This is a genomic window from Mesocryomonas lacus (assembly GCF_055730135.2).
The window spans coordinates 173,326-199,311 of record NZ_JBUZWE020000007.1 but is presented as its reverse complement, the minus strand read 5'-3'; the positions used below and the strand labels follow the sequence as shown (position 1 = coordinate 199,311).

Below are 25,986 nucleotides of genomic sequence, written 5' to 3'. Positions count from 1 at the left end.
TCCTCAACCAAAGCCGCGATCGGCGACGCCAGCAGCCCATGCGGCCCCGCGCCCTCGCAGTTCGTCACTCCCGCCGCTGGCGGGAGCCTGCCATGCTAGTCGCCCGCGGCCTCGCCGTCGGGGTCGTTATCATTTCCGGCCCGCGCCTTGCGGGCGATCTTGTCGGCCTTCAGCGCTGCGGCGATCAACTCGTCGGTCAGCATCAGCCGCGCGTCGCCGATGGCGTCCATCGGCACCTCGACGATCGTCTCTTCGCCCGCCGGCGTCTCGTCGCGCTCCAGCCGGATCGCGTCGCCGACCACCTCGACGATCTTGCCGCGGAACCGCTTGCGGTTGGCGACGATGCGGGTGGTCTCGAGCTTCAGCGTATGGTGCATCCAGGCCTCGAAGTCGGCGCGGCGGACCAGCGGCCGGTCGATACCGGGGGACGAGACCTCGAGATGATACTCCCGGTCTATCGGATCTTCCAGATCCAGCACCGGCGAGATCGCCCGCGAGATCGCCTCACAATCCTCGACCGAGATTGTACCGTCCGGCCTTTCGGCCATGATCTGCAGCGTCTGCCCGTTCATTTGCGACAACCGCACGCGGACCAGCCGATAGCCGAGCTGCTCGATCACCGGCTCGACGATCGCGGCGACGGTGCCCTCGATCCCGTCTTCGACGATGAGGCGCTTCTCAAGGGCTGGTGCTGGGGTATCGCTCGTCACTCGTGCTCCGGTATTCTTTGACAGGCGTCAATGCCCGCTCAGCCTGCGCTGGCCCTCCGGGGATAGATGGCCTCCGGCGGGCGAACGTCGATCCCGTTCGAAGCGATGGCGGCCAGCCGCGACCGGGAGGCTTCTGCCACCGGACCCCGGTAACAAAAAAGAGCGGGACCGGCAGGACCCACTCTCACGATCGCATCGAAGAGAATTTCTATGCCGTATAGGCCAAATTGCCGGCAGTATCAACCCGACTGGCCGGAAGCTGCGCTCGGATCGGCTCAGCGGCGGCGAAACGTCAGATAGGCAGGCCGGCGACCTTCGCGAAACGCCTTGGCCTCGTAGCGGGTCCCGGGCCAGTTCTCGTAGGGCGTTCCGCGGGCCTCGTCGGCGGTTTCGAGGCTGAACTCGGGATGCTGGGCGCAATGGCGCACGGTCCAGCCGACATAGCCCGGAATATCCGACGCGAAGCGGAAGTGCGCGCCCGGCTGCAGCACGCGGGCGAAGCGGTCGAGGTTGGCGGCGCTGACGAAGCGGCGCTTCCAGTGCTTCGGCTTCTGCCAGGGGTCGGGGTAGAACAGGTCGACGCCGGCGAGCGAGGCGGGCGGCAGCCAGTCCAGCAGCCGCGTCGCATCGTCGTCGTAGAGCCGCAGCGTATCCGGCGAGGTGTCACCGAGGCCGACGAGGAGCTTCGCCATGCCGTTGACGAAGGGCTCGACGCCGATAAAGCCAGTGCCGGGCAGGCGCCGGACCATCGAGAGCAGGTGCTCGCCGCCGCCGAAGCCGATCTCCAGCCGGACGGCGCCGACCTCGACCGGGAACAGCGCGCGCAGGTCCTCCGGCGCGGGCGCGCCGAGGTCGAGCAGCAGGCGCGGCAACAGGCCGTCCAGCAGTTCCTCCTGCCGGGGCTTCAGTGGCTTGCCCTTGACCCGGCCGTAGAAGGCCTCGCGCAGCCGTGTCGGTCTCGTCCCGTCGGCCTCGGCCGTCACGTTGGTTTCCTGCTCCACTGGCGGCCGCTCCTGCCGGTGCCGCCCTCAGGCGGCGACCGCGGCCTTCAGCTGCGCGACAAGGTCCGTCTTCTCCCAGGAGAAGCTGCCGTCGCGGCCCGGCTTGCGGCCGAAATGGCCATAGGCCGAGGTCTGGGCATAGATCGGCCGCGAGAGGTTCAGGTGCTCGCGGATGCCGCGCGGCGTCAGGCTGACGACGGTGCGCAGGATCTTCTCGAGCTTGGCCTCGTCGACCTTTCCGGTGTCGTGCAGGTCGACATAGACCGACAGCGGCTCGGCGACGCCAATGGCATAGGAGAGCTGGATGGTGCAGCGGTCGGCAAGGCCGGCGGCGACGACGTTCTTGGCGAGGTAGCGCGCGGCATAGGCGGCCGAGCGGTCGACCTTGGTCGGATCCTTGCCGGAGAAGGCACCACCGCCGTGCGGCGCGGCACCACCATAGGTGTCGACGATGATCTTGCGGCCAGTGAGGCCGGCATCGCCGTCGGGACCGCCGATGACGAACTTGCCGGTTGGGTTGACGTGCCAGACGCAGTCCTCGGCGATCTTCAGCGTCGACAGCTGCTCGCGGATGAAGGGCTCGACGATGGCGCGCACGTCGGCCGAGCTCAGGCTCTCGTCGAGATGCTGGGTCGACAGAACGATCGACACGACCTCGGTCGGCACGCCATTCTCGTAGCGCACGGTGACCTGGCTCTTGGCGTCGGGGCCGAGCTTGCCGGCATCGCCCTCACCGAGCTTGCGGGCGACCGCGAGGCGCTCGAGGATCTTGTGCGCGTAGTAGATCGGGGCCGGCATCAGGTCGGGCGTCTCGCGGCAGGCATAGCCGAACATGATGCCCTGGTCGCCCGCGCCCTCGTCCTTGTTGCCGCCGGCATCGACGCCCTGGGCAATGTCGGCCGACTGGTTGTGCAGGAGGACGTCGATCTTGGCGTGCTTCCAGTGGAAGCCGTCCTGCTCGTAGCCGATCGCCTTCACCGCCTTGCGCGCGGCGGATTTGACCTTGGCGCGCATCTTCTTCTCGTCGAGCGAGCAGCGAACTTCGCCGGCGATGATGATCCGGTTGGTGGTCGCCAGCGTCTCGCAGGCGACGCGCACCAGCGCCGGATCCATGCCGCTCTTCCTGGCTTCCTTATAGAGGAGGTCGACGATCTCGTCGGAGATGCGGTCGCAGACCTTGTCGGGGTGCCCCTCGGAGACGCTCTCGCTCGTAAAAAGATATGCGCTGCGTGCCATGTTCAACCCCGGTCTGTGTCGCGCTCCCTACCGGACGCAGGGAAGCTGCCGCCGTCAACGCAACTGCCCGAGAAGAACGATAGGCAACTACGCATCCAGCAAACGCCTCGGCCCGGCCGTTGGCAGGGACGCTGCGGTTTGCAGATGCGAGGGGGAAAGGTCAAGGCAAAACTGTCCGGCGCCCTTTCGGATCCCTTACCGGGACGGCTTCAGGCCGGGTCGGGCTCGGGGCTGTCGCCGAGCGAGCGAACGAGATCGATGATGCGGCGGCGGACCTTGGGATCGCCAATCTTGACGAAGGCCCGGTTCAACTGGAGGCCCTCGGACGTCGAGAGGAAGTCGACGACGTAGTCCGGGCCGCTCGGCTCAGACAGGCCGGCCGCGGCCGCGCCGCCCGGCAGGTCCTCGAAGAAGAAGGAGATGGCGACGTTGAGGACCTCGGAGATCCGCTGCAGGCGGCTCGCGCCGATACGGTTCGAGCCCTTCTCGTATTTCTGGATCTGCTGGAAGGTGATGCCGAGCGCCTCGCCCAGCTTCTCCTGGCTCATGCCGAGCATGGTGCGACGAAGCCGAACGCGCGAACCGACATGGGTATCGACCGGGTTGGGCTTCTTCTTGTTCTCCATCATGACGCGACCTTTACATCACTACCGACCTTGCCCCGCACCGTCAGTGATCACTGTGGCAACAACGATACCGGAATGTCGCAAGGGGCAAAAAAACATATGCTGGCATCGGCGTATGCGTTGCATGTCGAGAGTGTCAATCAATCCTCACGGGCATTCCTCACCGCACATGCCCACCCCAGCGCCCATGTCGTTGCAAACAAATACCAAAACAGAACATTGCCTTGACGCGAAAAGATCGTCGGCGGGAGGGCCTGCGGGAGGCCCGAGGCCACCACGCCAGCGGAGCCGAGAGCGAGGCCCTCCACCACCCGGCCATAGCCGTCACTGACCACGGAGATGCCGGTATTGGCGCTGCGCACCAGCGGCAGGCCGAATGCAACGGCGCTGATCTCGGCCTGCCGCAGGTGCTGATAGGGGCCGGGCGTCGCGCCGTACCAGGCATCATTGGTAACGTTGACGATGAACCCCGCGCCGTCGGTCGCCTTGATCTCGTCCTGGAAGATGATCTCGTAGCAGATCAGCGGCAGAAAGGACGGCAGGCCCTCCAGCGGCACGGGATGGCGCTCGGGCCCGGCCGAGAAGCCGCCCGGCAGCTTCGCCAACTGGCGGAAGCCGAGGCCCTCGAGAAAGGCCTGGAACGGCAGGTACTCGCCGAAAGGCACGAGATGCACCTTGTCGCGGGCGTCCCGGATCTCCCCGTTGTCGTCGATGACGTAGACCGAGTTGTAGACCAGCGGCCGACCTGAGGCGACATATTCCACTCGGGCCGCGCCGGCGATCAGCGTCTCGCCGGGCTGCAGCACGTCGGCAAGGCGGGCGATGGCGTCGGGGCGATCGGTGAGGAGGAAAGGGAAGGCCGATTCCGGCCAGATCACCAGCGTGCGCGGCGGCGTTTCGGGCAGCGCCGGGGCAGCGCCAGTCGCGGGCGCCCCCTCGCCTTCCCCGGATGGCTGCTCGACGGCCGGAGTGCCTTCCGCCAGCGTCCCCTCGCCGGCCGCCGGCGCCTCGCCCCGCATTTCGGTCAGCGTGATCAACCGGTCGAAGATGCGGTCGGCCTCGGCCTCGTCCCATTTCTCGGTCTGCGGGATGTTGGGCTGCACGACGCGCAGGCGGACATTGTCGACGAACCGCGTCTCCGCGGTCTGCAGCCGCCAGGCGCCGTAGCCGACATGCGCGGCGACGAGCACCAGGGCCAGGCCGAGCGCCAGCCTGCCGCGGCCGCCGAGCACCAGCAGCACCGGGGCGGAGAAGACGATGACGGCGCCGAGCGTCAGGCCGTGCAGGCCGACCACCGATACCGACTGCATCAAGAGCGGCACCGGCGCGGCGAGCATGCCGATCTCGTTCCAGGGAAAGCCGGTGAAAAGCATGCCGCGCAACACCTCGACCGCCGACAGGCTGCCGGCAAGGACGAGGATGCGGGCCGAGCCGTCGCTCCAGAAGGCACGGGCGAGCATGGCCCCGAGGCCAAAATAGAGCGCGAGGATCGCCGGCAGCACCAGGACGGCCAGCGGGATCGCCCAGAGGAAGGCGTCGCCGTCGTTCAGCATGGCGGCGCCAAGCCACCAGAGCCCCGCGACGAAATAGCCGAAGCCGAACAGCCAGCCGATGCGGAAGGCCGGCAGAAGGCGGCGCAGCCAGCCCCGGCCGGGATCGCCGGCGGCGCCGTCGAGCAGGAGAACGAGCAGCGGAAAGGCCAGGAAGCCGGCAGCAATGAGGTTGACTGGCGCCAGCCCGAGAGCCGCGACGGCACCGGCGAACACGGCCAGCAAAGCCCGGCGCCAGCCGTCGAGCAGGACAATCCGTTCGGCCAGTCTGCGCATGTCAAAGCATCCCGAATAGCCCCAGACCGCAACGGCGGGCGGGTCGTTCAAGCACGCCTGCCGCCGTCCGCCAAGCGCCGACGCGCTGCTGCGTCAGCGCCGGGTCAGCTGTTCAGGCCGGGAAGCGGGTGGGCATGGCTGCCTGTCAGCGGCTTGCGCAGGATGAGGACGCTCAGCACCCGGCGCGGATCGGCCTCGAGCACCTGGAACTCGAAGCCCGACATCGCCTGCACCACCTCGCCGCGGGTCGGCACGCGGCCGAGCGCGTAGAACAGCAGGCCGCCGATCGTATCGGCCTCCTCCTCGAAGGCGGTCACGTCGAAGTCGCTGCCGACGAGCTTGCGCACGTCCTGCAGGTCGGCGCGCGCATCGGCGAAGTAGACGCCGTCGCCGCGCGCGGTAATCAGCACCTCCTCGGTGTCGTGCTCGTCCTCAATGTTGCCGACCACCATCTCGATGACGTCTTCGAGCGAGACGAGGCCGTCGGTGCCGCCATACTCGTCGATCACCAGCGCCATCTGCGTGCGCGTCGCCTGCATCCGCGCCATCAGGTTGGAGGCCAGCATCGACGGCGGCACGAACAGCACTTCGCGGATGATGCCGAGGGTCCCGATCTCGAGCGCGAGGTCGACCCGCTGGAGGTCGAGGCCGCCGGTCGGATCGCTTGCGGCTTCCGCCGCCTCCGCCGAGCTGCCGAGCCCGGCCGTTCCGGTGATGTGGGCGAGCACGTCGCGGATGTGGACCATGCCGCGGAGATCGTCGAGATCGTCGCCGTAGACAGGCATGCGCGAATGGCCGCTGGACTCAAAAGACCGCATCAGTTCACCGAGCGTCGCGGTGATCTCCACCGCCTCGATCTCGGCGCGCGGCACCATCACGTCCTCGACCCGGACTTCCCGCAGGCGAAGAATATTTTTCAGCATCGCCCGCTCGTCGGACGAAAAGGCGCCGTCGCCGGACTCGTCCAGCAAGGCCTCGGCGAGGTCGGTGCGCAGCATGGCCGGCACGCGCGGCTTCAGCATCGCAAGGACGCCGGCGATGAAACTCGGCCGCGCCGGTTCCCGTCGCTCGGCGGGACTTCGGTCGTCGGTCTGCGGCTCGCCGCCGGTCTCTGGCCGGTTGGCGTCGATGCCGCCGGCGGTGTCGGTGTTGCTCTGGCTCATCGTCGGTCTGCCGTTCTCTCCGTTTCATCGATCGGCGCACCCGCCGCAGCATAGGGATCTGCAATGCCGAGATCGGACAGGATGTCGATCTCAAGACCTTCCATCTCTTCGGCATCCTCGGGATCGACGTGATCGAAACCGAGACAATGCAGGAAGCCGTGCACGACGAGATGACAGAAATGATCGTTGAGCGATTTTTCCTCGTTTCTCGCCTCGGCCATCACCGTCTCGCGGGCGAGGACGATGTCGCCGAGCATCGCGCCGGGCCGGTCGCCGGGGACGAGGTCGAGCATGGGAAAGGAGAGGACGTTGGTCGGCTTGTCCTTGCCGCGCCATTCGGCGTTGAGCAGCTTCACCGCAGCATCGTCGGTGAAGGTCGCGCTGAACTCGGTCACCACGTCTGACGGCACCTCCGCGACGCGGGCGGCGGCAACCACGCATTTCCGCACCAGCGCCGGCAAATCGCCGAGGCCCTGCGCCAGCCAGGCATCATCCTCGACGGTGACGAGGATCGACAGACCGGCGAAGTCGCCGTCTTCTGCGGCAGAGACACCGTCCGCGGACGCGGACGCGCCGGCATTGCCGGCGAGGTCGCCGTCAGAGCCGGCGAGGTCGCCGTCAGAGATCTCGGCCCCGTCGGACGGGGCGCGGGGTTGCGGGACCGGGCTCACGACCGGTCGCCCGCCAGCACCGGGGGACGGCCCCGCGTGGCATCCGACTCGTAGGCCTCGACGATCGCCTGCACCAGGTGATGGCGCACGACGTCCTTCGATTCGAAGCGAACGGTGACGACGTTCGGAATGTCGGCGAGCACCCGCATCGCCTCGACGAGGCCGGACTTCTGGCCGGGCGGCAAGTCGATCTGCGAGGGATCGCCGGTGACGACCATGCGGGCGTTCTCGCCGAGCCGCGTCAGGAACATCTTCATCTGCATCGACGTGGTGTTCTGCGCCTCGTCGAGGATGACGCAGCAGTTGGACAAGGTCCGGCCGCGCATGAAGGCGAGCGGGGCGACCTCGATCGCGCCGGCGGCCAGCGCCCGCTCGACCTTCTCGGCCGGGATCATGTCGTAGAGCGCGTCGTAGAGCGGGCGCAGATAGGGATCGACCTTGTCCTTCATGTCGCCGGGCAGGAAGCCGAGCCGCTCGCCGGCCTCCACCGCCGGGCGCGATAGGACGATGCGGTCGACCTGGCCGCGCTCGAGCAGCATCGCGGCATGGGCGACGGCAAGATAGGTCTTGCCGGTACCGGCCGGGCCGACGCCGAGCACCAGTTCCGCCCGGTCGAGGGCGCGCATGTAGGCGTCCTGCGTCGCGGTGCGGGCGTGGATGGTCTTCTTGCGGGTGGCGATCGAGGCAAGCGACAGCCGGCCCTTCTTCTCCAGCGTCGGCAGGATGAGCTGGTCGTCCTGGGCGATCGCCATGCGGATGGCGCCCTCGACGTCGGAGCCTTGCACTTCGCCGCCGGACTGGAGCCGCGCATAGAGCGTATCGAGCGCCCGGCGCGCCTGCTCGCTGGCGTTGCGCTCGCCGCGCAGCTCGACGGTGTTGCCGCGGGTCCGCGCGTCGACGCCAAGCTTCTGTTCGATCAAGGCAAGGTTCTGGTCGAACTGGCCGAAGAGGGAGCTCGCCAGACGGTTGTCCTCGTAGGTGAGGACGATGTGCGCCATGTCGGAGGCACCGGACGGCGAGGACGCTCCACGGACAGCCTTCATGCGCTCTTCCTCAAGGGACGGGTTTCGGTCTCGGCGGGGCTCGCCCCTGCGGCCATCAACGAGTTGGCCAGCAGTCCCTCGATCCGCACCGTCACGACGTCGCCGATCGCGCCCGCCGACACAGGAAGGACGACGGGCTGCAGATAGGGCGAGCGTCCGACCAGCTGGTGCGGGTAGCGGCCGGGCTTCTCGATGAGAACCTCGATCTCCTGCCCGACCAGCGAGGCCATGAAGGCAAGGTTCTGGTCGCGCAGCAGCGCCTGCAGGCGCTCCAGCCGTTCCGACATCACCGCCTCCGGCACGTGATCGGGCAGCAGCGCGCCTGGCGTTCCCGGCCGCGGCGAGTATTTGAACGAGAAGGCCGAGGCGTAGTTGACGGCCCGCACCAGATCGAGCGTCGCCTGAAAATCTTCCTCGGTCTCGCCGGGGAAGCCGACGATGAAGTCGCCGGAGATGGCGATGCCCGGCCGCGTCGCCCGGATCCGCTCGATCAGCGCCAGATAATCGGCCGCCTTATGGCGCCGGTTCATCGCCTTGAGGATGCGGTCGGAGCCGGACTGCACCGGCAGGTGCAGATAGGGCATCAGCGTCCGGAGATCGCGGTGGGCGTCGATCAGATCGTCGGCCATGTCGCGGGGATGCGAGGTCGTATAACGCAGCCGGGCGATGCCGGGGATGGTGGACAGCGTCCGCAGGAGCTCGCCGAGACCGATCTCGGCGCCGTCGTGCTCGCCATACCAGGCATTGACGTTCTGCCCGAGCAGCGTGATCTCGCGCACGCCCGCTGCCGCAAGGCTCCGCGCTTCCTCGACGATCTGCGCGGTCGGCCGCGACACCTCGGCGCCCCGCGTATAGGGCACGACGCAGAAGGTGCAGAACTTGTCGCAGCCCTCCTGCACCGTCAGGAAGGCCGTGACGCCGCGCGTGCGGGTCTGCCTGGCAGTGGAGGCCGGCAGGTGCTCGAACTTGTCCTCGACGGCATATTCGGTCTCGACCACGCGCTCGCCCTTGGCGACGCGGGCGAGCGCCTGCGGCAGGCGGTGATAGGTCTGCGGGCCGATGACGAGGTCGACGACCGGCGAGCGCCCGAGGATCTCGCGTCCCTCCGCCTGCGCCACGCAGCCGGCGACGACGACGTTGAGCTTGCGCCCGACGCTCGCATGCTCGGCCTTCATCTGGCGGATGCGGCCAAGCTCCGAATAGATCTTCTCGGCGGCGCGCTCGCGGATATGGCAGGTGTTGAGGAGGACGAGGTCGGCATCCTCGATCACCTCGGTCGGCGTATAGCCGTCGCTCGCCAGGGCATCGCCCATCCGCTGCGAATCATAGACGTTCATCTGGCAGCCATAGGTCTTGATGAAGACCTTGCGGGCGGGCGGAGCCCCGACGGTCAAACCGCCGATCACCGGCGTCAGGGCGTCGTCGCCGGCCGGGGCCGGGAAAGCATCGTCGAGTCTTGAGGTCATGCGCCCTTCTGGAAGACCTGTCAGCAGGCTTTCTATATCGGCTCAGCCGGGGCCCGACGCAAGCGCCGATTGCGGCGTTGGCGCCACAAGGCGGCGATCCGCCCGCTCCGCGTGCCCGGCGAGGCTCTCGGCCATCATGTGCCGCACCGCGCTCTCGGCCACCCGCGCCACCGCCTTGCGGTCGCTGTCGCCGGTGAAGACGATCGGCTCCGCGAAACTGATCTCGACGTCGATAGCACCTTCCTGAAGGAAGCGCAGCAGATGGGGCGCAAGGCTCACATCGCCCGGCCAGGCGGCGAGCGGGCGGAAGAACCGGCCAAGCGGCAGGCCGTGCGCACGGACATAGGCGATCGCCACCGGCTGGATCGCCACGGCACCGGCGTCCGAGCGGCGCAGCGCCGCTTGCGCGGCCCCGAACAGCGCTGTCTTGAACGGCAGCACCTCGTTGCCGTCCGAGGTCGTGCCTTCCGCAAAGAGCACCATGGCGTCCCCCGCGGTCAGCCGGTCGGCGATGGCATGCGCCTGGTCGGCCGTGCGGTGACGGGCGTCGCGCTCGACGAAGATCGTCCGCTGCAGCCGGGCCAGCAGGCCGAAAGCCGGCCAGTCCCGCACTTCCGACTTGGCGATGAAGGACAGCGGCATGACATGGCCGAGGGCGATGATGTCGGCCCAGGACTGGTGATTGGCGACGAGCATCAGCGGTCGTGCCGATGCCGGCGTGCCGCGGACGATGACGCGCAGTCCGGCGAGCGGACAGGCGATGCGGTGCCACAGCCAAGGCAGGAAGCGCGCGATCGACCAGTCGAAACGAATCGCCAGCGCCTGCAACGGCAGGCTGACCAGCGTCAGCACTGTCAGCACCACCACCATCAAGGCGATCCGCAACCGAGCCATCAAACGGCTCCTGCCGCGGGCAAGCCACGAGCGTTGCCGAGCACTCTGTGGACCAGGCTGGGCACGTCACACGCCATGCCGGGCACACCGGTATCGGTGCCGATCAGGACCGGGCCGCGCCCGCCGTCGCTCGCCGGATCAAGGATCTGCATCGCCATGCCGCGCGGTCGCCCTCTCTCGGGCCGGGTTCGCCCCTGTTTCGCCCTTGCTTCAGAAGGCGTTTAGCGAAGCGCCCGCTTGAGGACAAGCGCGCTGGTCTTGCGGCCGCTCGCATCGACGTAATAGGCGGGACGGCGGCCGACCTCGGCAAAGCGCAGGCGGCGGTAGAGCGCCAGAGCACCGGTGTTTTCCTCGTCGACTTCCAGGAACAGCGCCTCGGTGCGATCGGCGTGCAGTCGCTGCAGGACGGCATCCATCAGCACCCGTCCCACGCCTTGGCGGCGGCTCTTCTTCGACACGACGATGGTGAGGATTTCGGCCTCGCCTGCCACGGTCCGGGCGAGGACGACGCCCACCGGCGGGTGGCGGGTATCGCCGACACGGCGGACGACGAAGCCGAAGGTTCCCGCCTGCGACAGGAGCGCGGCAAACTCGTCGCCGGACCAAGGCCGTGCAAAGGCCTCGCTGTGCAGTTCGGCAGCGAAATCGATGTCGTCGAGCTCGAGTGGCATGGCGACCAGCGGGCCTTGATGAACCAAGCCATCCCAGAACGAGACCGTCCACACCCACGGCAGATACCAATACATGGCCGCGCCTTTCCTATCGATCCCCCGCGGTCCTGCCGCGGGAAATGCCGTCATGCCCACCCTAAGAGGATCGTACAGCCGAGGCGTTACGGCAAGCTTGCCGCGGCCGGCACATGCGAGATCCCCGTCGCCGCCGCCGGCTTGGCGTCGGCACCGCGAAGGTACAACGGCCGGACCGGGGCGCCGGCAGGCCGCTGACGGCCAAGCCGGGCGACGGCGGTGACGTCGGTGTCGCCTTCAGGGTTGACGGTCTCGGTTGGCAGACCCGGCAAGGCCGCGGCGGCGATGGCCGCGCCGCTGCCTGCGATCAGGAGGCCGCCGTCTCCGGCGCCAGCCATTTCGACAAAGGCGGGGAGATCCTGCGGATCGAGCGCCCTAGGCTCCGCCAGCACCCGGCCATCCGCCGCAAAGAGCGCGGCATAGACCTCGTTGCGCTTGGCGTCGATGACCGCCAGCACGGATCTGCCGGCGCCACGGTGCGGCTCGGCGAAGGCTTCGAGGCTGGAAATGCCGAGGGCGGGAACGCCCAGCGCCAGCGCGAGCCCCTTGGCCGCCGCGACGCCGACGCGCAGGCCCGTAAAGGAACCAGGGCCGACCACGACGGCGATCTTGCCGATGTCGGCATAGACGACCCCGGCGGTCGCGAGACACTGATCGACGAGGCCGATCAACACCTCGGCATGGCCGCGCCCGATGTCCGGCTCGGCGGACGCCAAAACCGCGCCGGTTTCCATGTCGCAGAGCGCCACGGCGCAGCGCGTGCCCGCCGTGTCGATAGAGAGGAGGATCGCCGGCATGGGCGCCGCGTTCGGCGCTGGGCTCACATCGCCTCGACGGATTCGACCTCGGGGATGAAGTGGCGCAGGAGGTTCTGGATGCCGTGCTTCAGCGTCGCGGTCGAGGACGGGCAGCCGGCGCAGGAGCCGCGCATGTTGAGGAACACCGTACCGTCGCGGAAGCCGCGGAAGGTGATGTCGCCGCCATCCTGCGCCACGGCCGGACGGACGCGGGTCTCCAGCAGTTCCTTGATGGTCGAGACGATGCCGGCGCTTTCCGGCTCAAAGAACTCCTCGCCGCTGTCGGACTCGGCGGCTGCGCCATTCTCGGCCATCACCGGCGCATTCGACATGAAATGCTCCATGAGGCCCGCGAGGATCGCCGGCTTCAGGTGCTGCCATTCCGGCCCGTCCTTCGAGACGGTGACGAAATCATAGCCGAAGAAGACGCCGGTGACGCCGTCCACCGCCATCAAGCGGGCGGCAAGCGGCGAACGGACCTCGGCATCCTCGTGCGACAGGAATTCCGCCGTGCCCTCGTCGAGCACGACGCGGCCGGGCAGAAATTTCAACGTCGCCGGGTTCGGCGTGACTTCGGTCTGAATGAACATGTTTCGTCCTTTCGAGGATGCCTGCATCCTGCGGGAAGAGTGCTTGGCCGGCCAGTATGACTTCGCAGCCAAGGCCCGGTCGGTCAGGCAAATGCCTAGAGCTAACCTAGTGATCTTCGCGCTGAAGCAAAAGGGCGACGTGGCGTTCACCGGCATGCACCGGCTGGGCCGGGGTCAGCAGAGGCTTTCGATGTCCTCGTCGGTCAGCGTCGCCGGGACGATGGTCACCGGGATTGGGAAGGCGGCGGCCTTGCCGGCGATCGATGAGACGAGCGGCCCCGGGCCATCCGAGCTGTCGCCGGCGGCGAGCACCAGAATGGCGATCTCGCGGTCGGCCTCAATCACCGCGGTGATCTCCTCGACCGTCTTGCCCTCGCGCACCACGAGCTCGGGCTCGATGCCGACCGATTCGCGGATTTCCTCGGCGACCTTCGAGAGCCGCGAGTTCGCCTCGGCCTCGGCCTCGGCGCGCATGATCTTCTCGACGCCGAGCCAGTGCTGAAAATCCTCGGCCTCGATGATGTAGAGGAGCACGGCCCCGCCACCGCTCGCCTTGGCGCGGCGCGCGGCATAGGAGGCGGCGCGGCCGCATTCGGGCGTCGCGTCGACGATCGCCAGGAATTTTCGTTTGCCGCCTGCGTCGCGGCCAATGCGCTTGGAAACCATGGCGGGAACATGGCAGGCGGGCCCGTGGAGAGCAAGCCGTCAGGCCTGCGGCCAGTCGTCCGCTGGCCAGTCGCGGCGCTGGTGGATGATGCGAAGAACGCTCAACGATGCATCCGAAATCCCGTAGACCAGTGTATAAAACGTGCCGGTGATTGGTTTTTCAAAGCTCCGGGTGGCACGACCGGGACGGCCGATCGAATGATGGGCCAACAACTTCAACATTGCATGCAGCTTTTGTTCGAAGGCATCAGCAGCTGACGGGTTCCTCTCGGCGAGATAGTCGAGGATGCTATTGAAGTCGTCGAGAGCCCGAGGCTGCCAGACAACCTCCCGGCTCATTCCGCAGCGGGCCGCCTGGCGCGGTCGATCGTCGCTCGAAATCGACGCCGAGCTTCCTCGTGCGGAATTCCCTCGCCGCGGTCGATGCTGGCTTGTGCCTCCCGGATCTCGCCAATCAGCCGCAGCTCGCGCGCCGCGTATTCCTCGATCATGTAGGCAATATAAAAATCCGCGCTGCGGCCGGAGGCGGCCGTCAGTTCGGCGAGGCGCTCGGCCGCCTTGCCCTCGATCGTCACCGTGGTCTTCGCCTTCGCCATGATGGGCCCCCGTCGCTCGCCGAATGATACCAAAAGGCGGGCTACGGCGCGAGTCAGTCAGCGAGGAGGCCGACGATCTTCTTCACGTCGGCCATGGTCACCGCGGCGATCTCACGGGCGCGGGCGGCGCCCTTCGACAGGACGCGGTCGATCTCGCCGGGATCGGCGAGGACGCGGCGCATCTCCGAGGTGATCGGCCCGAGCTTGGCGACGGCAAGGTCCGCGAGTTCCGGCTTGAAGGCCGAGAACTGTTTGCCGCCGAACTCCGACAGCACGTCCGCCTTGGTCCGCTCCGACAGCGCGGCGAAGATGCCGACGAGGTTGTCGGCCTCGGCCCGGCCGGCAAGGCCCTCGACCGCCGACGGCAGCGCGTCGGGATCGGTCTTGGCCTTGCGGATTTTCCGCGCGATGGTCTCGGCGTCGTCGGTGAGGTTGATGCGTGAAAGGTCCGATGGGTCGGACTTCGACATCTTCTTCGCCCCGTCCTTGAGGCTCATCACCCGCGTCGCCGGGCCCTCGATCAGCGGTTCGGTCATCGGGAAGAAGCCGGTCGAGGGCGCGTCGTTCAGCGTCATCGGCACGCCGAGCCCAAGCGCCTCGATGCGGCCGGCAAAATCGTGGTTGAACTTGGCGGCGATGTCGCGGGTGAGCTCCAGGTGCTGCTTCTGGTCCTCGCCGACCGGCACGTGGGTGGCGCGGTAGAGCAGGATGTCGGCGGCCATCAGCGCGGGATAGACGAAGAGGCCGGCGGAGGCGTTCTCGCGGTCCTTGCCGGCCTTGTCCTTGAACTGCGTCATGCGGCTGAGCCAGCCCATGCGCGCGGTGCAGTTGAAGATCCAGGCGAGCTCGGCATGCTCGGGCACACGGCTCTGGTTGAAGACGATGTGCTTCTCGGCGTCGATGCCCGACGCGATGAAGGCGGCGGTCACCTCGCGGATCGAGCGCTCGAGCTGGGCCGGGTCCTGCCAGACGGTGATGGCATGCAGGTCGACGACGCAGAACATGCAAGGATGCGTCGCCTGCAGCGCCACCCAGCGGCGGATGGCGCCGAGATAGTTGCCGAGATGGAGATTGCCCGTGGGCTGCACGCCGGAAAAGACGCGCGGCGCAAAACCGTTCGAAGCCGCATCCGACATCAGATCGTCCCTTATCGCGCCCCGGCGGAAAGGGCCGGGGACCGGCGGGCTATATGCACGGCACCCGGGACGCGATCAAGGCGGACAAGCCGATGCGGCGCCGCGATGGACCCGCCTCAGCCCCGACGGCGCCTGACGACCTTCAGCACGAGGTTGCGGTCGACGGCGCCGGTGGCGAGCGTCAGCGCGAAATAGACCGCCATCGCCGCACCGACGAGGATGGCGATGCCGGAGGCCTGGGAGAGGACGCTGGCGCTGGGAACGAGCCAGGGGCGCGTCAGGCTCTCGAGGCCGATGACCGCGACGCCCATCAGCCCGGCCGAGACGAAGACGAGGAGGCTGCGCTTCAGAAGGGCGCCGTCGAGATGCCAGAGCCCCTTGCGGCGCAGGCCCTCGAAGAGGAGCAGCGCGTTCATCCAGCCGGCGAGGGTCGTGGCCAGCGCAATGCCCTTTTCGGCGAAGTAGTAGAAGAGGATCAGCGACAGCACGATGTTGCCGACCGCCGAGGCAGAGGTGACGATCATCGGCGTGCGCGTGTCCTCGCGGGCGAAATAGCCGGGGGAGAACACCTTGATCAGCACGAAGGCCGGCAGGCCGAGGGCGTAGAGGCCGAGCACGTCGGCAACGGCCTTGGTCGTCGCGGCATCGAAGGCGCCGCGCTCGTAGATCAGGCGGATGATCGGCTCGGGGATCAGGAACAACGCCACCGCCGCCGGGACGGTCAGGAACAGCGCAAATTCCAGGCTCCGGTTCTGGGTGTGCTGGGCCTCGGCGAGACGCCCGGCCTTCAGCGCGCGGGCAAGCTCGGGTAGGAGCACGACGCCGATGGCGACGCCGACCATGCCGAGCGGCAGCTGGTAGGGCCGGTCGGCGTAGGTCAGGATCGACACGGCGCCCGGCTTGTAGGAGGCGATCGCCTGGCCGACGAAGAGGTTGATCTGGGTGATGCCACCGATCAAAGCGGCGGGGCCGGCAAGGATCAGGAGGCGCCTCAGGCCCTTGGTCCAGCGCGGACGCTGCAGCGAGACGCCGAAGCCCGCCATCCGCATGGCGAAGGTGACGACGGCGAGCTGCGCGACGCCGGCGACGAGCACGCCCCAGCTCATCAGGAAGCCGATGGTGCGGGTGTCGGCGCCGGTCCAGTGGCACCAGGCGAGCACGCCGATCAGGATGAAGTTGAGGAGGCTCGGCGCGATCGCCGCGGCGAAGAAGCGGCGGAAGGCGTTGAGGATGCCCGAAACCATCGCCATCAGCGACATCGAGGCGAGGTAAGGGAACATGATGCGCGAGAAGGCGACGGTGATCTCGAAGCGGTCGTCGCAGGAGATCGCTTGCGCGGCATTGGCGGGATCGTCGACGCAGGCGGCAAGCCCCGGCGCGATCACCGTCTGCACCAAGAAGGGCATGAACACCATGGCCACCGCGGTGAGGCCGGCGAGGACGACGAAGAGCGTCGAGAAGATCTCGGTCGCGAAGGCGCGCGCGCCCTCCTCGCCGTCTTCCTCGAGCGAGCGGGCGAAGAGCGGGATGAAGGCGGCGTTGAACGCGCCTTCGGCAAACAGCCGGCGGAAGAGGTTGGGGAAGCGGAAGGCGAGGTTGAACGCGTCGGCGACCGGGCCGATGCCGAGCGCCGAGGCCATCATCATCTCGCGGCCGAAGCCGAAGACGCGGGAGAACAGCGTCGCGCCACCGACGGTGGCGAATTTGGAGATCAGGCTCATTTGGCGGCGAAACCGAAAGCTTTGGTGGAGGGCATGGCGGTGCGCGAGGACAACTCGCCCTCCGGGCTCTCGAACACCGAGGTGAGGCGCTGCTCGATCCGCTCGACACGGCTGGGGCTCGCGATCTTCATGCCGATGAGGTCGGTCACGTAGAACACGTCGACCACCTTCTCGCCATAGGTGGAGATGTGCGCCGAGCGGATGTCGAGGCTGAGATCGGAGAGCGCGCTGGTGAGATCGGACAGGAGGCCCGGGCGGTCGATGCCGTCGACCTCGACCACCGTGAACTGGTTCGACAAGGCGTTGTCAACGGTGACGCGCGGCTTCAGCGAGAACAGCTTCATGCCGCGGCCGTTCTTGCGCTGGGCGATGAGGTCCGGCATGCCCTGCTTGCCTTGCAGCACCTCGCGGATGTAGCGGCCGATGCGCTCGGCGCGGCGCAGCTCGTCCTCGTCATCGGCAAATTCCCGGTTGATGGTGATGACGTCGAGCGCCCGTCCGTCGGTCATGGTGAAGATCTGCGCGTCGGCGATGTTGCCGCCGGCCGCCGCGCAGCCGCCGGTGATGATCGACAGGAGGCGCGGATGGTCGGGCGCGAGAACCGTGATCTCGGTGATCGCCTGATAGGCGTCGGTGCGCACCATGGTGGCCAGCTGCTCGTCGCCCTCCCCCGTCTGGCGGATGAAGTCGGCATGCCGGCGCTGCTCCTCGAGCGGCGTCGTCAGAAAGTAGTTCTGGTAATGCAGCTCGACATAGGCCTCGGCCTCCGCCGCCGGCCAGTCGGCGAGGCGCTCGGCGAGCCTCTCCTTGGCGTGGGCGAAGCGCTGCTTGCGCGAGGACTGCGAGAAGCCGCCGGTCAGCATCAGCTCGGTCTCGTAGTAGAGCGTGCGCAGGAGCTGCCCCTTCCAGCCGTTCCAGACGCCGGGGCCGACGGCGCGGATATCGCAGACGGTCAGCACGGTGAGCAGCTTCAGCCGGTCGAGGGTCTGGGCCCGCTCGGCAAAGTCGATGATCGTCTTGCGGTCGTTGAGGTCGCGCTGCTGGGCGGTCATCGACATCACCAGATGCTCCTCGATCAGCCAGGCGACGAGCTCGGTCTCGCGCTCGTCGAGGCCGAGCCGCGGGCAGAGTTCGCGGGCGATCTGTGCCCCGGCGACCGAATGGTCCTGCGGCCGCCCCTTGGCGACGTCGTGCAATAGCAGCGCCACGTAGAGCGGCACGCGGTCCTTCAGCGGGGTGACGATCTCGCTCGCCATCGGATGATCGGCGACGAGCTCGCCCTTCTCGATGCGCGAAAGAATGGCGACCGAGCGCAAGAGGTGCTCGTCGACGGTATAGTGGTGGTACATGTTGAACTGCATCATCGAGACGATGCGGCCGAAATCGGGGATGAAGCGGCCGAGCACGCCGGCCTCGTTCATCCGCCGCAAATGCAGCTCGGGGTCGGTCGCGTCGGTGAGGACGTCGAGGAACAGGCTGTTGGCGTCCGGATCCTCCCTGAGCGAAGGCCCGATCAGCCGCAGCGAGCGGCGGATCAGCTTCAGCGCATCCGGGTGGTATTCGAGCTTCAGCGCGGCGGCGAGCGCGAAGATCCGGATGAGGTTGACCGGGTCCTTCTCGAAGATGTCCTTGCCGCTGATGTTGATGCGGTTGTTGTCGATGTGGAAGTCGAGCGTTCCCGGGATTTTCCGCGCACGGTTGCGCAGCGAGCGCACGAAGCCTTTGAGGCCTGGCAGGTCCTTCGCCTGCTCCTCCTCCAGCGCCGCGCAGAAGATGCCGGTGAGGTCGCCGACCTCCTTGGCGATCAGGAAGTAGTGCTTCATGAACCGCTCGACGTCGCGCATGCCGGGATGGGCGTTGTAGCCGAGGCGGCGGGCGATCTCTGGCTGGATGTCGAAGGACAGGCGCTCCTCGGCCTTGCCGGTCAGGAAATGCATGTGGCAGCGCACCGCCCAGAGGAAATCCTCGGCCTTGCGGAAGAGGCGCGCCTCGCGCCGCGAGAACACGCCGGCGGCGACGAGTTCCTCTGACGTCTCGACGCGGTAGTAGTCCTTGGCGATCCAGAACAGCGTGTTGAGGTCGCGCAGACCGCCCTTGCCCTCCTTGACGTTGGGCTCGACGAGATAACGGGTGTCGCCGCTCTTGGTGTGGCGGGCATCGCGCTCGGCCAGCTTGGCGGCGACGAACTCCTGCGCGGTGCCTTGCACCACTTCCTTGTCGAACCGCTCGGAGAGTTCTTCGAGGAGCATGCGGTCGCCGACCACCAGCCGGCGCTCCAAAAGCGCGGTGCGGATGGTGAAGTCGGTCTTGGCGAGCTTGATGCACTCCTCCACGGACCGCGTGGCATGGCCGACCTTGAAGCCGAGATCCCAGAGCAGATAGAGCAGGAATTCCAGCACCTGCTCGCCGAGCGCCGTCTGCTTGTAGGGCAGCAGGAACAGGAGATCGATGTCCGACCCCGGCGCCAGCGTGCCCCGGCCATAGCCACCGACGGCCACCACGGCGACGCGCTCGCCGGATGAGAGGTTGGAGGCGACGAAGACGCGCTCGAGCGCGAAATCGTAGACCGCGCGGATGATCTCGTCCTGCAGGGCCGACAGCCGGGCGGCGCAGAACAGCCCGCTGCCATCCTCGAACAGCATGGCCTCCGCCGCTGTCCGTCCGGCGGTGATGCGGTCCTTGAGAAGGGCGAGCACGTCGGCGCGCATCTTCGACGGCGCGACGCTGCCGGGCTCGGCGCCCGCCGACGCGGCGAGGTCCTGCACCAGCGTGGGCACGTCGATGATCTCGCCCATGCGTAGGCCGGCCGCGCCCTCGACGGGGGCGTTTTCCTTCAGCGAGATCTTACGGGTTTCCAGCGGCATGTCATCGGTCCTGCCGCAGCCCCGTCGTCACAGCGACGGACCTCGGATCAATAGCGTCGGACCGGGCGTATAGGCCATTTCGGTTAACGTCGCCATGCGAACCGTCGCGGCCCGTCCCAGACCGAGCCCCACAGCCGGACACTCGGTCCGGCGCGCAGGGCCTTGGCGACGCGCGGAGCGCGGTTGAAGCGAAGCAGCTTTGCGTCAGGCGAGCGACTTCAGGCGGTAGAGCGCCTCCAACGCCTCGCGCGGGCTCATCTCGTCGGGATTGATGCCGGCGAGGGCCGCCAGCGCCGCCGGTGGCTCGGCAACCTTGTCGGGCTCGCGCCGGGCGACGGCGGCAAACAGCGGGAGATCGTCGATGAAGGCGGTGCGCTTCTCGCCTTGCTCGCCCTTCTCCAGCTCGTGCAGCACCTGCCGCGCGCGGTCGATGACGCTCGGCGGCAGGCCGGCGAGCTTGGCCACCTGGACGCCGTAGGACCGGTCGGCGACGCCGGGCTTCACCTCGTGCAGGAAGATCACCTCGCCCTCCCACTCCTTGACGCGCATGGTGGCGTTCTTCAGCCGCTTGAGGCGGGAAGAGAGCGCCGTCATCTCGTGGAAGTGGGTGGCGAACAGCGCTCGGCAGCGGTTCGCCTCGTGCAAGTGCTCGACCGCGGCAAAGGCGATCGACAGGCCATCATAGGTCGCGGTGCCCCGGCCGATCTCGTCGAGGATCACCAGCGTGCGCACGTCGGCCTGGTTGAGGATCGCGGCGGTCTCGACCATTTCGACCATGAAGGTCGAGCGCCCCTCCGCCAGATCGTCGGACGCGCCGACGCGCGAGAACAGCCGCTCGACGACGCCGATATGCGCGGAGGTCGCCGGCACATAGGCGCCGGCCTGGGCGAGCACGGCGATCAGCGCGTTCTGGCGCAGGAAGGTCGACTTGCCGCCCATGTTCGGGCCGGTCAGCAGCCAGATCGCGCCGGCCTTGGAGTCCTTGCCCGTCGCCGACGGCGGCGAGAGGTCGCAGTCATTGGCGATGAAGGGATCGCCCGACCCCGCCTTTAGCGCCGCCTCGACCACCGGATGCCGGCCGCCCTCGATGGCGAAGGCGAGGCTGTCGTCGACCTCTGGCCGGGTCCAGGCCTCCGACAGCGCGAGTTCCGCAAGCGCTGCGGAAACGTCGAGCACGGCGAGCGCCTCGGCCGCCTGCTGCAGCGGCGCGGAGGCCGCGACGATCATCGCCGACAGTGTCTCGAACGACGCGAGCTCCAGCGCGAGCGCTTCGGCGGCGGCACCGGCGATGCGGCTTTCAAGGTCGGAGAGTTCGACGGTCGAGAAGCGCAGACAGTTCGCCATGGTCTGGCGGTGGAAGAAGCGCGCCTTCAAGGCATCGGTTCCGTTCAGCGAGGGTGCATGCGCCTCGGAGACCTCGACGAAATAGCCGAGCACGTTGTTGTGCTTGATCTTCAGCGAGCGGACGCCGGTCTCCTCGGCATAGCGGCCCTGCAGCTCGGCGATCACCCGGCGCGAGCGGTCGCGCAGCGCGCGCGCCTCGTCGAGCCCGGCAATGGCGCCCTCGCGGATGAAGCCGCCGTCGCGCTTCTGCAGCGGCACGGCTTCCGCCAGCATGCCGGCGAGCTCGGCCTCGATACCCGCCGGCAGCGCGGCAAGGCCCGCGACGGCAGCAGTGAGCTCGTCCGGCAGCGCTGCGCCGGCGAGCAGCGCGGCGATCTCGCGGGCGACGGCGAGCCCATCGCGGACAGCGGCGAGATCGCGCGGGCCGCCGCGGTCGAGCGACAGGCGCGACAGCGCGCGCTCGGTATCGGGCAGCGTCTTCAGAAGTGCGCGCAGGCCGGCGCGAAAGGTGGGATCCTCGGCGAAGAAGCCGACCGCATCGAGCCGCCGCCGGATCGCGGCCGGCGCCGTCAGCGGGCCGGCGAGGCGCTGCGCGAGGAGGCGCGAGCCGCCGCCGGTGGCGGTGCGGTCGATGGTGGCGAGGAGGCTGCCCTGGCGCTTGCCATCGGTCGAGCGGGTCAGCTCGAGGCTCGCCCGGGTCGCCGGGTCGATCAGCATCACCGCATTGCTGCCGAGGCGTTCCGGCCGCGCCAGCGCGGGCTTGGCGGCAAACTGCGTCTTCGAGAGATAGGCGAGAAGCGCGGCGGCGGCCGCAATCTCCGCCCGGCCGAACTCGCCGAAGCCGTCGAGCGTCGCGACATCGTAGAAGCGGCAGAGCCGCGCGGCGGCCGTTGCCGCATCGAAGAGGACGGCAGGCTCCGGCCGGGCGAGCTGGCGCAGCTGGTGGAACAGCGGCTTCAGCGCCGCATCGTGGAACACCGTGTCGGCGACGATGATCTCCGACGGGTCGACCGCCAGCATGTCGGTCGAGAGGCGCTCCGCGGTGCTCGCCTTGACGGTGAACTGCCCAGTCGAGAGATCGGCCCAGGCCAGCGCATACTCGGCCTGCGGCCCCGAGCCGCCGAGGCGGGCAAGACTCATCAAATAGTTCGGCTTGCCGGGATCGAGCAGCCGGTCCTCGGTGATCGTGCCGGGCGTCACCAGCCGGACGACGTCGCGCTTCACCGGCGACTTGCCGCCGCGCTTGCGCGCCTCGGCCGGATCCTCGAGCTGCTCGCAGACGGCGACGCGGTGTCCGAGACCGATCAGCCGCTGCAGGTAGTCGTCGGAGGAGACCACCGGCACGCCGCACATCGGGATGTCTTCGCCCTGGTGCTTGCCGCGGCGCGTCAGCGCGATGCCGAGCGCGCGCGACGCGATCGCGGCGTCGTCGAAGAACAGCTCGTAGAAATCGCCCATCCGGTAGAACAGCAGGCAATCGGGATTGGCCGCCTTGATCTCGATGTACTGCGCCATCATCGGCGTCGGGGCGTTCTCCTCTTTCATCGCGGCGATCGATCGTCTCCTAGAAATTCTGCCCCGATAGGCTGCCTCGAAGGGCGCCCCCAAAGCGGACCGCCGTGCTGCCGGCCTTCCGGCGGGCCGCGGGCAGCTTGGCACCTTTGGCATAGCGGCGGGGCGCGGCGGCGGAAAGGCCCCGGTCCCGCTGTCCACCGTTGTGGCCCCCCAGGAGAGGCGAGAGCAACACTGCAAGAGAATTGCGTGCGCCGCACACGCGGCCATTATCAAGCGGCGGGGGCCGTTCTATATTGGGGGAGTGCGGGTGGCCATCTGGTCCGCCTGCCATTCCCCGAGGAACGCATGACCCACCGCCCGTCGCTGACCACCCTCCTGACAATGCTCGCCTTTACCGGCATCGCGCATGGACAGGCGGCGGAGCCCGCCAAGGCAGCGGTGCGGGTGAACGTCTATGATTTCGCGGTCGAGAACCCGGTCGACGATTCCAGCCTTCGCTTCGCGCCGACGCTCGGCGAGACCGTGCCGGAAGTGATCCACCTGGTGCCGCTCGAGGGCGAGGCGAGCTACGCCTATTTCTACTATAACGGCCTGCCGGTGATCGTCGATCTCACCACGCGCAGCGTCGTTCGCGTCGGACAGTAGAACGCCGGCGAAGGCCCGTCTGGACTGATTGAGCAGGCAGGACGTGGCCGTCATCAACTGATGGTGCATTCCGGAGACTGGCTTGCCGGGCGCCACGCTGCCGACCGCAGCGCTGCGAGCCCGCAGCCTGCTGTTGCTCAGGCGGCGAAGCGCGAGTCCGGCCCGTAATATTCGATGTAGCGCGGATCGATGTTGGCGACCGGGACCACCACCAGCACGTCGGTGGTGCCGAACTGCGTATCGACCACGGCATCGCCGCCGATATAGCCGCCGATCCGCAGGTACCCCTTCAGCAGCGGCGGCAGCGAGGCGAGCGCCCGGCGCGGGTCAGCGCAGACGACGTCCCCATTCACCGGCAGGCCGCGGTGCGGCTGCGCCGAGACCCGCCATTCGGCCGGCGCCGAGGCGTTGGATCGCAGGAAGGACAGCGGCAACGCCAGCCTTTCGGGATCGGTGCCAGACAGCGAGGCGCAGCCGAACAGCACGTCGATGCGGTGCTGGCGGACATAGGCCATGATGCCCTGCCAGAGCAGCTCGACCGTGCGCTTGCCGCGATAAGGCTTCAGCACGCAGGAGCGGCCGAGCTCCATGAAGCGCTTGCCGGGATGGCGGGCGATCAGCGGCGCGATCTGGAATTCCTGTTCCGTGTAGTAGCCTCCGGCCATCGCCGCCGCTTCCGGCAGCATCAGCCGGTAGGTGCCGACGATCTGCTCGGCGAGGCGGCCGCCGCGGGCGGTATCGACCACGAGAAGATGATCGCAATAGCGGTCGAAGGTATCCTTGTCGCGCCGGGTGAGCTTCTGCAGCACCGAGGGCTTGGCCGACATTTCCTCGTAGAAGACGTGGTAGCGCAGCTGCTGCGCCGCCTTCACCTCGTCGCGCGATCGGGCAAGGCGCACTTCGAGGGTTCCGAGGCGGCCGAGAATGCGGCCGTTCGGATCGAAGCGGCCTTTCATCCGGCGCACCGGCGCCGGAACGAAAGCGCGCACCACGGCGCCCAGCGGATAGTGCCCCAGGTCGCCGGAGCCCGGCGTGGCGTCGGCCGTCCTCAATAGGTTCATGTGACCCTCCACCTCAGACACCTGCGGTTCCACCGCCTGTTCTAACGAATTATATTCGTTCCGCGAAGCTTTCGTGACCGAAACGCGCCCGCCTGCCGTTCGTGGCAGTCCTGCGCCCTTTATCGGCCTATGGCGCTTCACGATACGGCGACCGCGAGGCGACCGCGGATACCGCCGTCGACGATCCGCTGCGCCGCGCCGATGATGTCGTCGAAGCCGATCTCGGTGGTGATGTCGGCGAGCCGTGCCGGATCGAGATCGGACGCCAGCCGGCGCCAGGCCTCGAGCCGCTCCGCTTTCGGCGCCATGACGGAGTCGACGCCGAGAAGCGAGACCCCGCGGAGGATGAACGGCGCCACCGATGCCGGCAGATCCATGCCTTGAGCCAACCCGCAGCAAGCGACAACACCCTTGTAATGGGTTTGCGCCAGGACATTGGCAAGGGTATGGCTGCCGACGGAATCGATCGCGGCGGCCCAGCGCGGCGCGGCCAGCGGCTTGCCGGGGGCGGAGAGCTCGGCCCGGTCGATGACCTCGGTCGCGCCGAGGCCCGTGAGATATTCCGCCTCCGCCGGCCGGCCGGTCGAGGCAACGACCTGCCAGCCGAGGCTGGCAAGCAGCGCGACGGCAATCGAGCCGACGCCGCCGGCAGCGCCCGTCACCAGCACCGGGCCATCGCTTGGCTTGCGGCCGGCGGCCTCGAGCGCCATGACGCAGAGCATCGCGGTATAGCCGGCGGTGCCGATGCCCATCGCCTGCATCGGCGTGAAGGCCGGGGGCAGCGGCACCAGCCACTCGCCCCTCAGCCGGGCGCGCCCGGCATAGGCGCCGTAGTGCGTCTCGCCGACGCCCCAGCCATTGAGCACCACGCGGTCGCCCGCCACCCAGTCGGGGTTGGCGGACGAGATCACCGTGCCCGCAAGGTCGACGCCGGGGATCATCGGCCAGCGGCGCACCACCGGCGAGCGGCCGGTGATGGCGAGGCCGTCCTTGTAGTTCACCGTCGTGGCGTCGACCGCGATGTCGACGTCGCCGTCCATCAGCTGGTCCGGCGTCATCTCGACGATCTCGACCGATTGCACCTTATCGTCGCCGCGCGAGACGAGGATCGCCCTGAAACTGTCGCTCATCCGCCGTCTCCTTGCCTTTTCTGCGCGGTGCCCATACCCCGCTTTGGCCTCAGTCGCCGCGCGGTTCGGCAGCCGTCTGCTTCCTGCGGCCTGCCAACAGGAACTCGTCGAGAACGATGATCGCTGCACCGACGGAGATGAAGGCGTCGGCGAGGTTGAACACCGCGAACGACCAGACCGGCGTGTGGAACAGCACGTAGTCGGTGACATAGCCGAGCCGCACGCGGTCGATCAGGTTGCCGATCGCGCCACCGACGATGATGGCGAAGGCGAAATGCGTCAACTTCCGGTCGGCCGGCGTCTTCCACCAGAGCCAGGCGACGAAACCGAGCACGGCGGTCGCCATCAGCACGAGGCCAATGTCGTCGAAGCCGGCGAACATCGAGAAGGCGATGCCCTCGTTGCGGGCGTGGTAGAGCGCAAGGAACGGCAGGAGCTCGATCGCGCTGCCGAGCGGCATCTCTGCCACCACGATGGCCTTGATCACCTGGTCGGCGACGACCGCGAGCGCGACGATCACCGCATTGATCCAGAGCATC

The 25,986-nt window shown here is 68.0% G+C and carries 25 protein-coding genes; 1 reads left to right on the top strand and 24 read right to left on the bottom strand.

Translation table 11 applies throughout. The features are described from left to right. Window positions 1-95: 95 nt before the first annotated feature. The 21 genes from rimP to mutS all read right to left on the bottom strand — a co-directional run bounded on the left by rimP (window position 96) and on the right by mutS (window position 22,641). Entirely contained in the window at window positions 96-710 is a 615-nt protein-coding gene (gene rimP / locus ACZLZY_RS13270; protein ID WP_472934390.1) for a ribosome maturation factor RimP, read from the bottom strand. A gap of 275 nt (window positions 711-985) precedes the next feature. Then, window positions 986-1,693, bottom strand: a complete 708-nt coding sequence (gene trmB, locus ACZLZY_RS13265) for a tRNA (guanine(46)-N(7))-methyltransferase TrmB (protein WP_472934389.1) — start codon at window positions 1,691-1,693, stop codon at window positions 986-988. Between the two features lie 45 nt (window positions 1,694-1,738). Further along, window positions 1,739-2,947 (bottom strand): methionine adenosyltransferase, encoded by a 1,209-nt coding sequence (metK, locus tag ACZLZY_RS13260; RefSeq protein WP_472934388.1) that lies wholly within the window; start codon window positions 2,945-2,947, stop codon window positions 1,739-1,741. A 209-nt stretch (window positions 2,948-3,156) separates the two neighbouring features. Then, window positions 3,157-3,576, bottom strand: a complete 420-nt coding sequence (locus ACZLZY_RS13255; protein ID WP_472934387.1) for a helix-turn-helix domain-containing protein — start codon at window positions 3,574-3,576, stop codon at window positions 3,157-3,159. Between the two features lie 137 nt (window positions 3,577-3,713). Beyond that, a complete protein-coding gene (gene lnt / locus ACZLZY_RS13250; protein WP_472934386.1) occupies window positions 3,714-5,399 on the bottom strand; it encodes an apolipoprotein N-acyltransferase in 1,686 nt (561 codons plus the stop codon). Window positions 5,400-5,503: 104 nt separating this feature from the next. Next, window positions 5,504-6,562: a hemolysin family protein gene (locus ACZLZY_RS13245; protein ID WP_472934385.1), complete on the bottom strand. Its 1,059-nt coding sequence runs from the start codon at window positions 6,560-6,562 to the stop codon at window positions 5,504-5,506. Further along, a complete protein-coding gene (gene ybeY, locus ACZLZY_RS13240) occupies window positions 6,559-7,080 on the bottom strand; it encodes an rRNA maturation RNase YbeY (RefSeq protein WP_472934465.1) in 522 nt (173 codons plus the stop codon). The genes ACZLZY_RS13245 and ybeY overlap by 4 nt, the downstream gene beginning before the upstream one ends. A 149-nt stretch (window positions 7,081-7,229) precedes the next feature. Next, a complete protein-coding gene (locus ACZLZY_RS13235; RefSeq protein WP_472934384.1) occupies window positions 7,230-8,276 on the bottom strand; it encodes a PhoH family protein in 1,047 nt (348 codons plus the stop codon). Next, on the bottom strand, window positions 8,273-9,742 hold the full coding sequence (gene miaB, locus ACZLZY_RS13230; RefSeq protein WP_472934383.1) for a tRNA (N6-isopentenyl adenosine(37)-C2)-methylthiotransferase MiaB: 1,470 nt from the start codon (window positions 9,740-9,742) through the stop codon (window positions 8,273-8,275). Before miaB ends, ACZLZY_RS13235 begins: the two co-directional genes overlap by 4 nt. A 42-nt stretch (window positions 9,743-9,784) precedes the next feature. Continuing rightward, complete coding sequence (gene olsA, locus ACZLZY_RS13225) at window positions 9,785-10,639, bottom strand: lyso-ornithine lipid O-acyltransferase (protein ID WP_472934382.1); 855 nt, start codon at window positions 10,637-10,639, stop codon at window positions 9,785-9,787. Further along, window positions 10,636-10,794 (bottom strand): hypothetical protein, encoded by a 159-nt coding sequence (locus ACZLZY_RS13220; protein WP_472934381.1) that lies wholly within the window; start codon window positions 10,792-10,794, stop codon window positions 10,636-10,638. Before ACZLZY_RS13220 ends, olsA begins: the two co-directional genes overlap by 4 nt. Window positions 10,795-10,857: 63 nt before the next feature. After that, window positions 10,858-11,307 (bottom strand): GNAT family N-acetyltransferase, encoded by a 450-nt coding sequence (locus ACZLZY_RS13215; RefSeq protein ID WP_472934464.1) that lies wholly within the window; start codon window positions 11,305-11,307, stop codon window positions 10,858-10,860. Between the two features lie 161 nt (window positions 11,308-11,468). Next, entirely contained in the window at window positions 11,469-12,206 is a 738-nt protein-coding gene (tsaB, locus tag ACZLZY_RS13210) for a tRNA (adenosine(37)-N6)-threonylcarbamoyltransferase complex dimerization subunit type 1 TsaB (protein ID WP_496253581.1), read from the bottom strand. Further along, window positions 12,203-12,769 (bottom strand): NifU family protein, encoded by a 567-nt coding sequence (locus ACZLZY_RS13205; protein ID WP_472934379.1) that lies wholly within the window; start codon window positions 12,767-12,769, stop codon window positions 12,203-12,205. Before ACZLZY_RS13205 ends, tsaB begins: the two co-directional genes overlap by 4 nt. 174 nt (window positions 12,770-12,943) lie before the next feature. Beyond that, entirely contained in the window at window positions 12,944-13,435 is a 492-nt protein-coding gene (locus tag ACZLZY_RS13200) for a universal stress protein (RefSeq protein ID WP_472934378.1), read from the bottom strand. Between the two features lie 39 nt (window positions 13,436-13,474). After that, window positions 13,475-13,774, bottom strand: a complete 300-nt coding sequence (locus ACZLZY_RS13195; protein ID WP_472934377.1) for a type II toxin-antitoxin system RelE/ParE family toxin — start codon at window positions 13,772-13,774, stop codon at window positions 13,475-13,477. After that, complete coding sequence (locus ACZLZY_RS13190; RefSeq protein ID WP_472934376.1) at window positions 13,771-14,031, bottom strand: CopG family ribbon-helix-helix protein; 261 nt, start codon at window positions 14,029-14,031, stop codon at window positions 13,771-13,773. Before ACZLZY_RS13190 ends, ACZLZY_RS13195 begins: the two co-directional genes overlap by 4 nt. 53 nt (window positions 14,032-14,084) lie before the next feature. After that, entirely contained in the window at window positions 14,085-15,167 is a 1,083-nt protein-coding gene (gene trpS / locus ACZLZY_RS13185) for a tryptophan--tRNA ligase (protein ID WP_472934375.1), read from the bottom strand. A gap of 116 nt (window positions 15,168-15,283) precedes the next feature. Next, on the bottom strand, window positions 15,284-16,888 hold the full coding sequence (gene murJ / locus ACZLZY_RS13180) for a murein biosynthesis integral membrane protein MurJ (protein ID WP_472934374.1): 1,605 nt from the start codon (window positions 16,886-16,888) through the stop codon (window positions 15,284-15,286). Beyond that, window positions 16,885-19,683 (bottom strand): [protein-PII] uridylyltransferase, encoded by a 2,799-nt coding sequence (locus ACZLZY_RS13175; protein WP_472934463.1) that lies wholly within the window; start codon window positions 19,681-19,683, stop codon window positions 16,885-16,887. Before ACZLZY_RS13175 ends, murJ begins: the two co-directional genes overlap by 4 nt. A 273-nt stretch (window positions 19,684-19,956) precedes the next feature. Beyond that, complete coding sequence (gene mutS / locus ACZLZY_RS13170; protein WP_472934373.1) at window positions 19,957-22,641, bottom strand: DNA mismatch repair protein MutS; 2,685 nt, start codon at window positions 22,639-22,641, stop codon at window positions 19,957-19,959. A gap of 315 nt (window positions 22,642-22,956) precedes the next feature. Here mutS and ACZLZY_RS13165 point away from each other — a divergent pair, with 315 nt between their 5' ends. Further along, a complete protein-coding gene (locus ACZLZY_RS13165; RefSeq protein WP_472934372.1) occupies window positions 22,957-23,256 on the top strand; it encodes a DUF1236 domain-containing protein in 300 nt (99 codons plus the stop codon). Window positions 23,257-23,393: 137 nt separating this feature from the next. Here the strand turns inward: ACZLZY_RS13165 and olsB are convergent, their stop codons facing one another. From olsB to lspA, 3 genes are all read right to left on the bottom strand, one after another. Next, window positions 23,394-24,317: a l-ornithine N(alpha)-acyltransferase gene (gene olsB / locus ACZLZY_RS13160; RefSeq protein ID WP_472934371.1), complete on the bottom strand. Its 924-nt coding sequence runs from the start codon at window positions 24,315-24,317 to the stop codon at window positions 23,394-23,396. A gap of 137 nt (window positions 24,318-24,454) precedes the next feature. Beyond that, a complete protein-coding gene (acuI, locus tag ACZLZY_RS13155) occupies window positions 24,455-25,447 on the bottom strand; it encodes an acrylyl-CoA reductase (NADPH) (RefSeq protein WP_472934370.1) in 993 nt (330 codons plus the stop codon). A 49-nt stretch (window positions 25,448-25,496) separates the two neighbouring features. Next, window positions 25,497-25,985, bottom strand: coding sequence for a signal peptidase II (lspA, locus tag ACZLZY_RS13150; RefSeq protein WP_472934369.1), 489 nt, complete (start codon window positions 25,983-25,985; stop codon window positions 25,497-25,499). Window position 25,986: the final 1 nt, after the last annotated feature.

What these genes read in the sequence shown, in the direction of transcription:
- ACZLZY_RS13165 (WP_472934372.1), top strand. Translation starts at nt 22,957, where the DNA reads ATGACCCACCGCCCGTCGCTGACCACCCTCCTGACAATGCTCGCCTTT.
- acuI (WP_472934370.1), bottom strand. Translation starts at nt 25,447, where the DNA reads ATGAGCGACAGTTTCAGGGCGATCCTCGTCTCGCGCGGCGACGATAAG.
- miaB (WP_472934383.1), bottom strand. Translation starts at nt 9,742, where the DNA reads ATGACCTCAAGACTCGACGATGCTTTCCCGGCCCCGGCCGGCGACGAC.
- ACZLZY_RS13175 (WP_472934463.1), bottom strand. Translation starts at nt 19,683, where the DNA reads ATGGGCGAGATCATCGACGTGCCCACGCTGGTGCAGGACCTCGCCGCG.
- mutS (WP_472934373.1), bottom strand. Translation starts at nt 22,641, where the DNA reads ATGAAAGAGGAGAACGCCCCGACGCCGATGATGGCGCAGTACATCGAG.
- ACZLZY_RS13215 (WP_472934464.1), bottom strand. Translation starts at nt 11,307, where the DNA reads ATGCCACTCGAGCTCGACGACATCGATTTCGCTGCCGAACTGCACAGC.
- ACZLZY_RS13195 (WP_472934377.1), bottom strand. Translation starts at nt 13,774, where the DNA reads ATGAGCCGGGAGGTTGTCTGGCAGCCTCGGGCTCTCGACGACTTCAAT.
- olsB (WP_472934371.1), bottom strand. Translation starts at nt 24,317, where the DNA reads ATGAACCTATTGAGGACGGCCGACGCCACGCCGGGCTCCGGCGACCTG.
- ACZLZY_RS13205 (WP_472934379.1), bottom strand. Translation starts at nt 12,769, where the DNA reads ATGTTCATTCAGACCGAAGTCACGCCGAACCCGGCGACGTTGAAATTT.
- ACZLZY_RS13245 (WP_472934385.1), bottom strand. Translation starts at nt 6,562, where the DNA reads ATGAGCCAGAGCAACACCGACACCGCCGGCGGCATCGACGCCAACCGG.
- ACZLZY_RS13200 (WP_472934378.1), bottom strand. Translation starts at nt 13,435, where the DNA reads ATGGTTTCCAAGCGCATTGGCCGCGACGCAGGCGGCAAACGAAAATTC.
- lnt (WP_472934386.1), bottom strand. Translation starts at nt 5,399, where the DNA reads ATGCGCAGACTGGCCGAACGGATTGTCCTGCTCGACGGCTGGCGCCGG.
- murJ (WP_472934374.1), bottom strand. Translation starts at nt 16,888, where the DNA reads ATGAGCCTGATCTCCAAATTCGCCACCGTCGGTGGCGCGACGCTGTTC.
- ACZLZY_RS13220 (WP_472934381.1), bottom strand. Translation starts at nt 10,794, where the DNA reads ATGGCGATGCAGATCCTTGATCCGGCGAGCGACGGCGGGCGCGGCCCG.
- ACZLZY_RS13255 (WP_472934387.1), bottom strand. Translation starts at nt 3,576, where the DNA reads ATGATGGAGAACAAGAAGAAGCCCAACCCGGTCGATACCCATGTCGGT.
- lspA (WP_472934369.1), bottom strand. Translation starts at nt 25,985, where the DNA reads ATGCTCTGGATCAATGCGGTGATCGTCGCGCTCGCGGTCGTCGCCGAC.
- ACZLZY_RS13190 (WP_472934376.1), bottom strand. Translation starts at nt 14,031, where the DNA reads ATGGCGAAGGCGAAGACCACGGTGACGATCGAGGGCAAGGCGGCCGAG.
- trpS (WP_472934375.1), bottom strand. Translation starts at nt 15,167, where the DNA reads ATGTCGGATGCGGCTTCGAACGGTTTTGCGCCGCGCGTCTTTTCCGGC.
- metK (WP_472934388.1), bottom strand. Translation starts at nt 2,947, where the DNA reads ATGGCACGCAGCGCATATCTTTTTACGAGCGAGAGCGTCTCCGAGGGG.
- ACZLZY_RS13235 (WP_472934384.1), bottom strand. Translation starts at nt 8,276, where the DNA reads ATGAAGGCTGTCCGTGGAGCGTCCTCGCCGTCCGGTGCCTCCGACATG.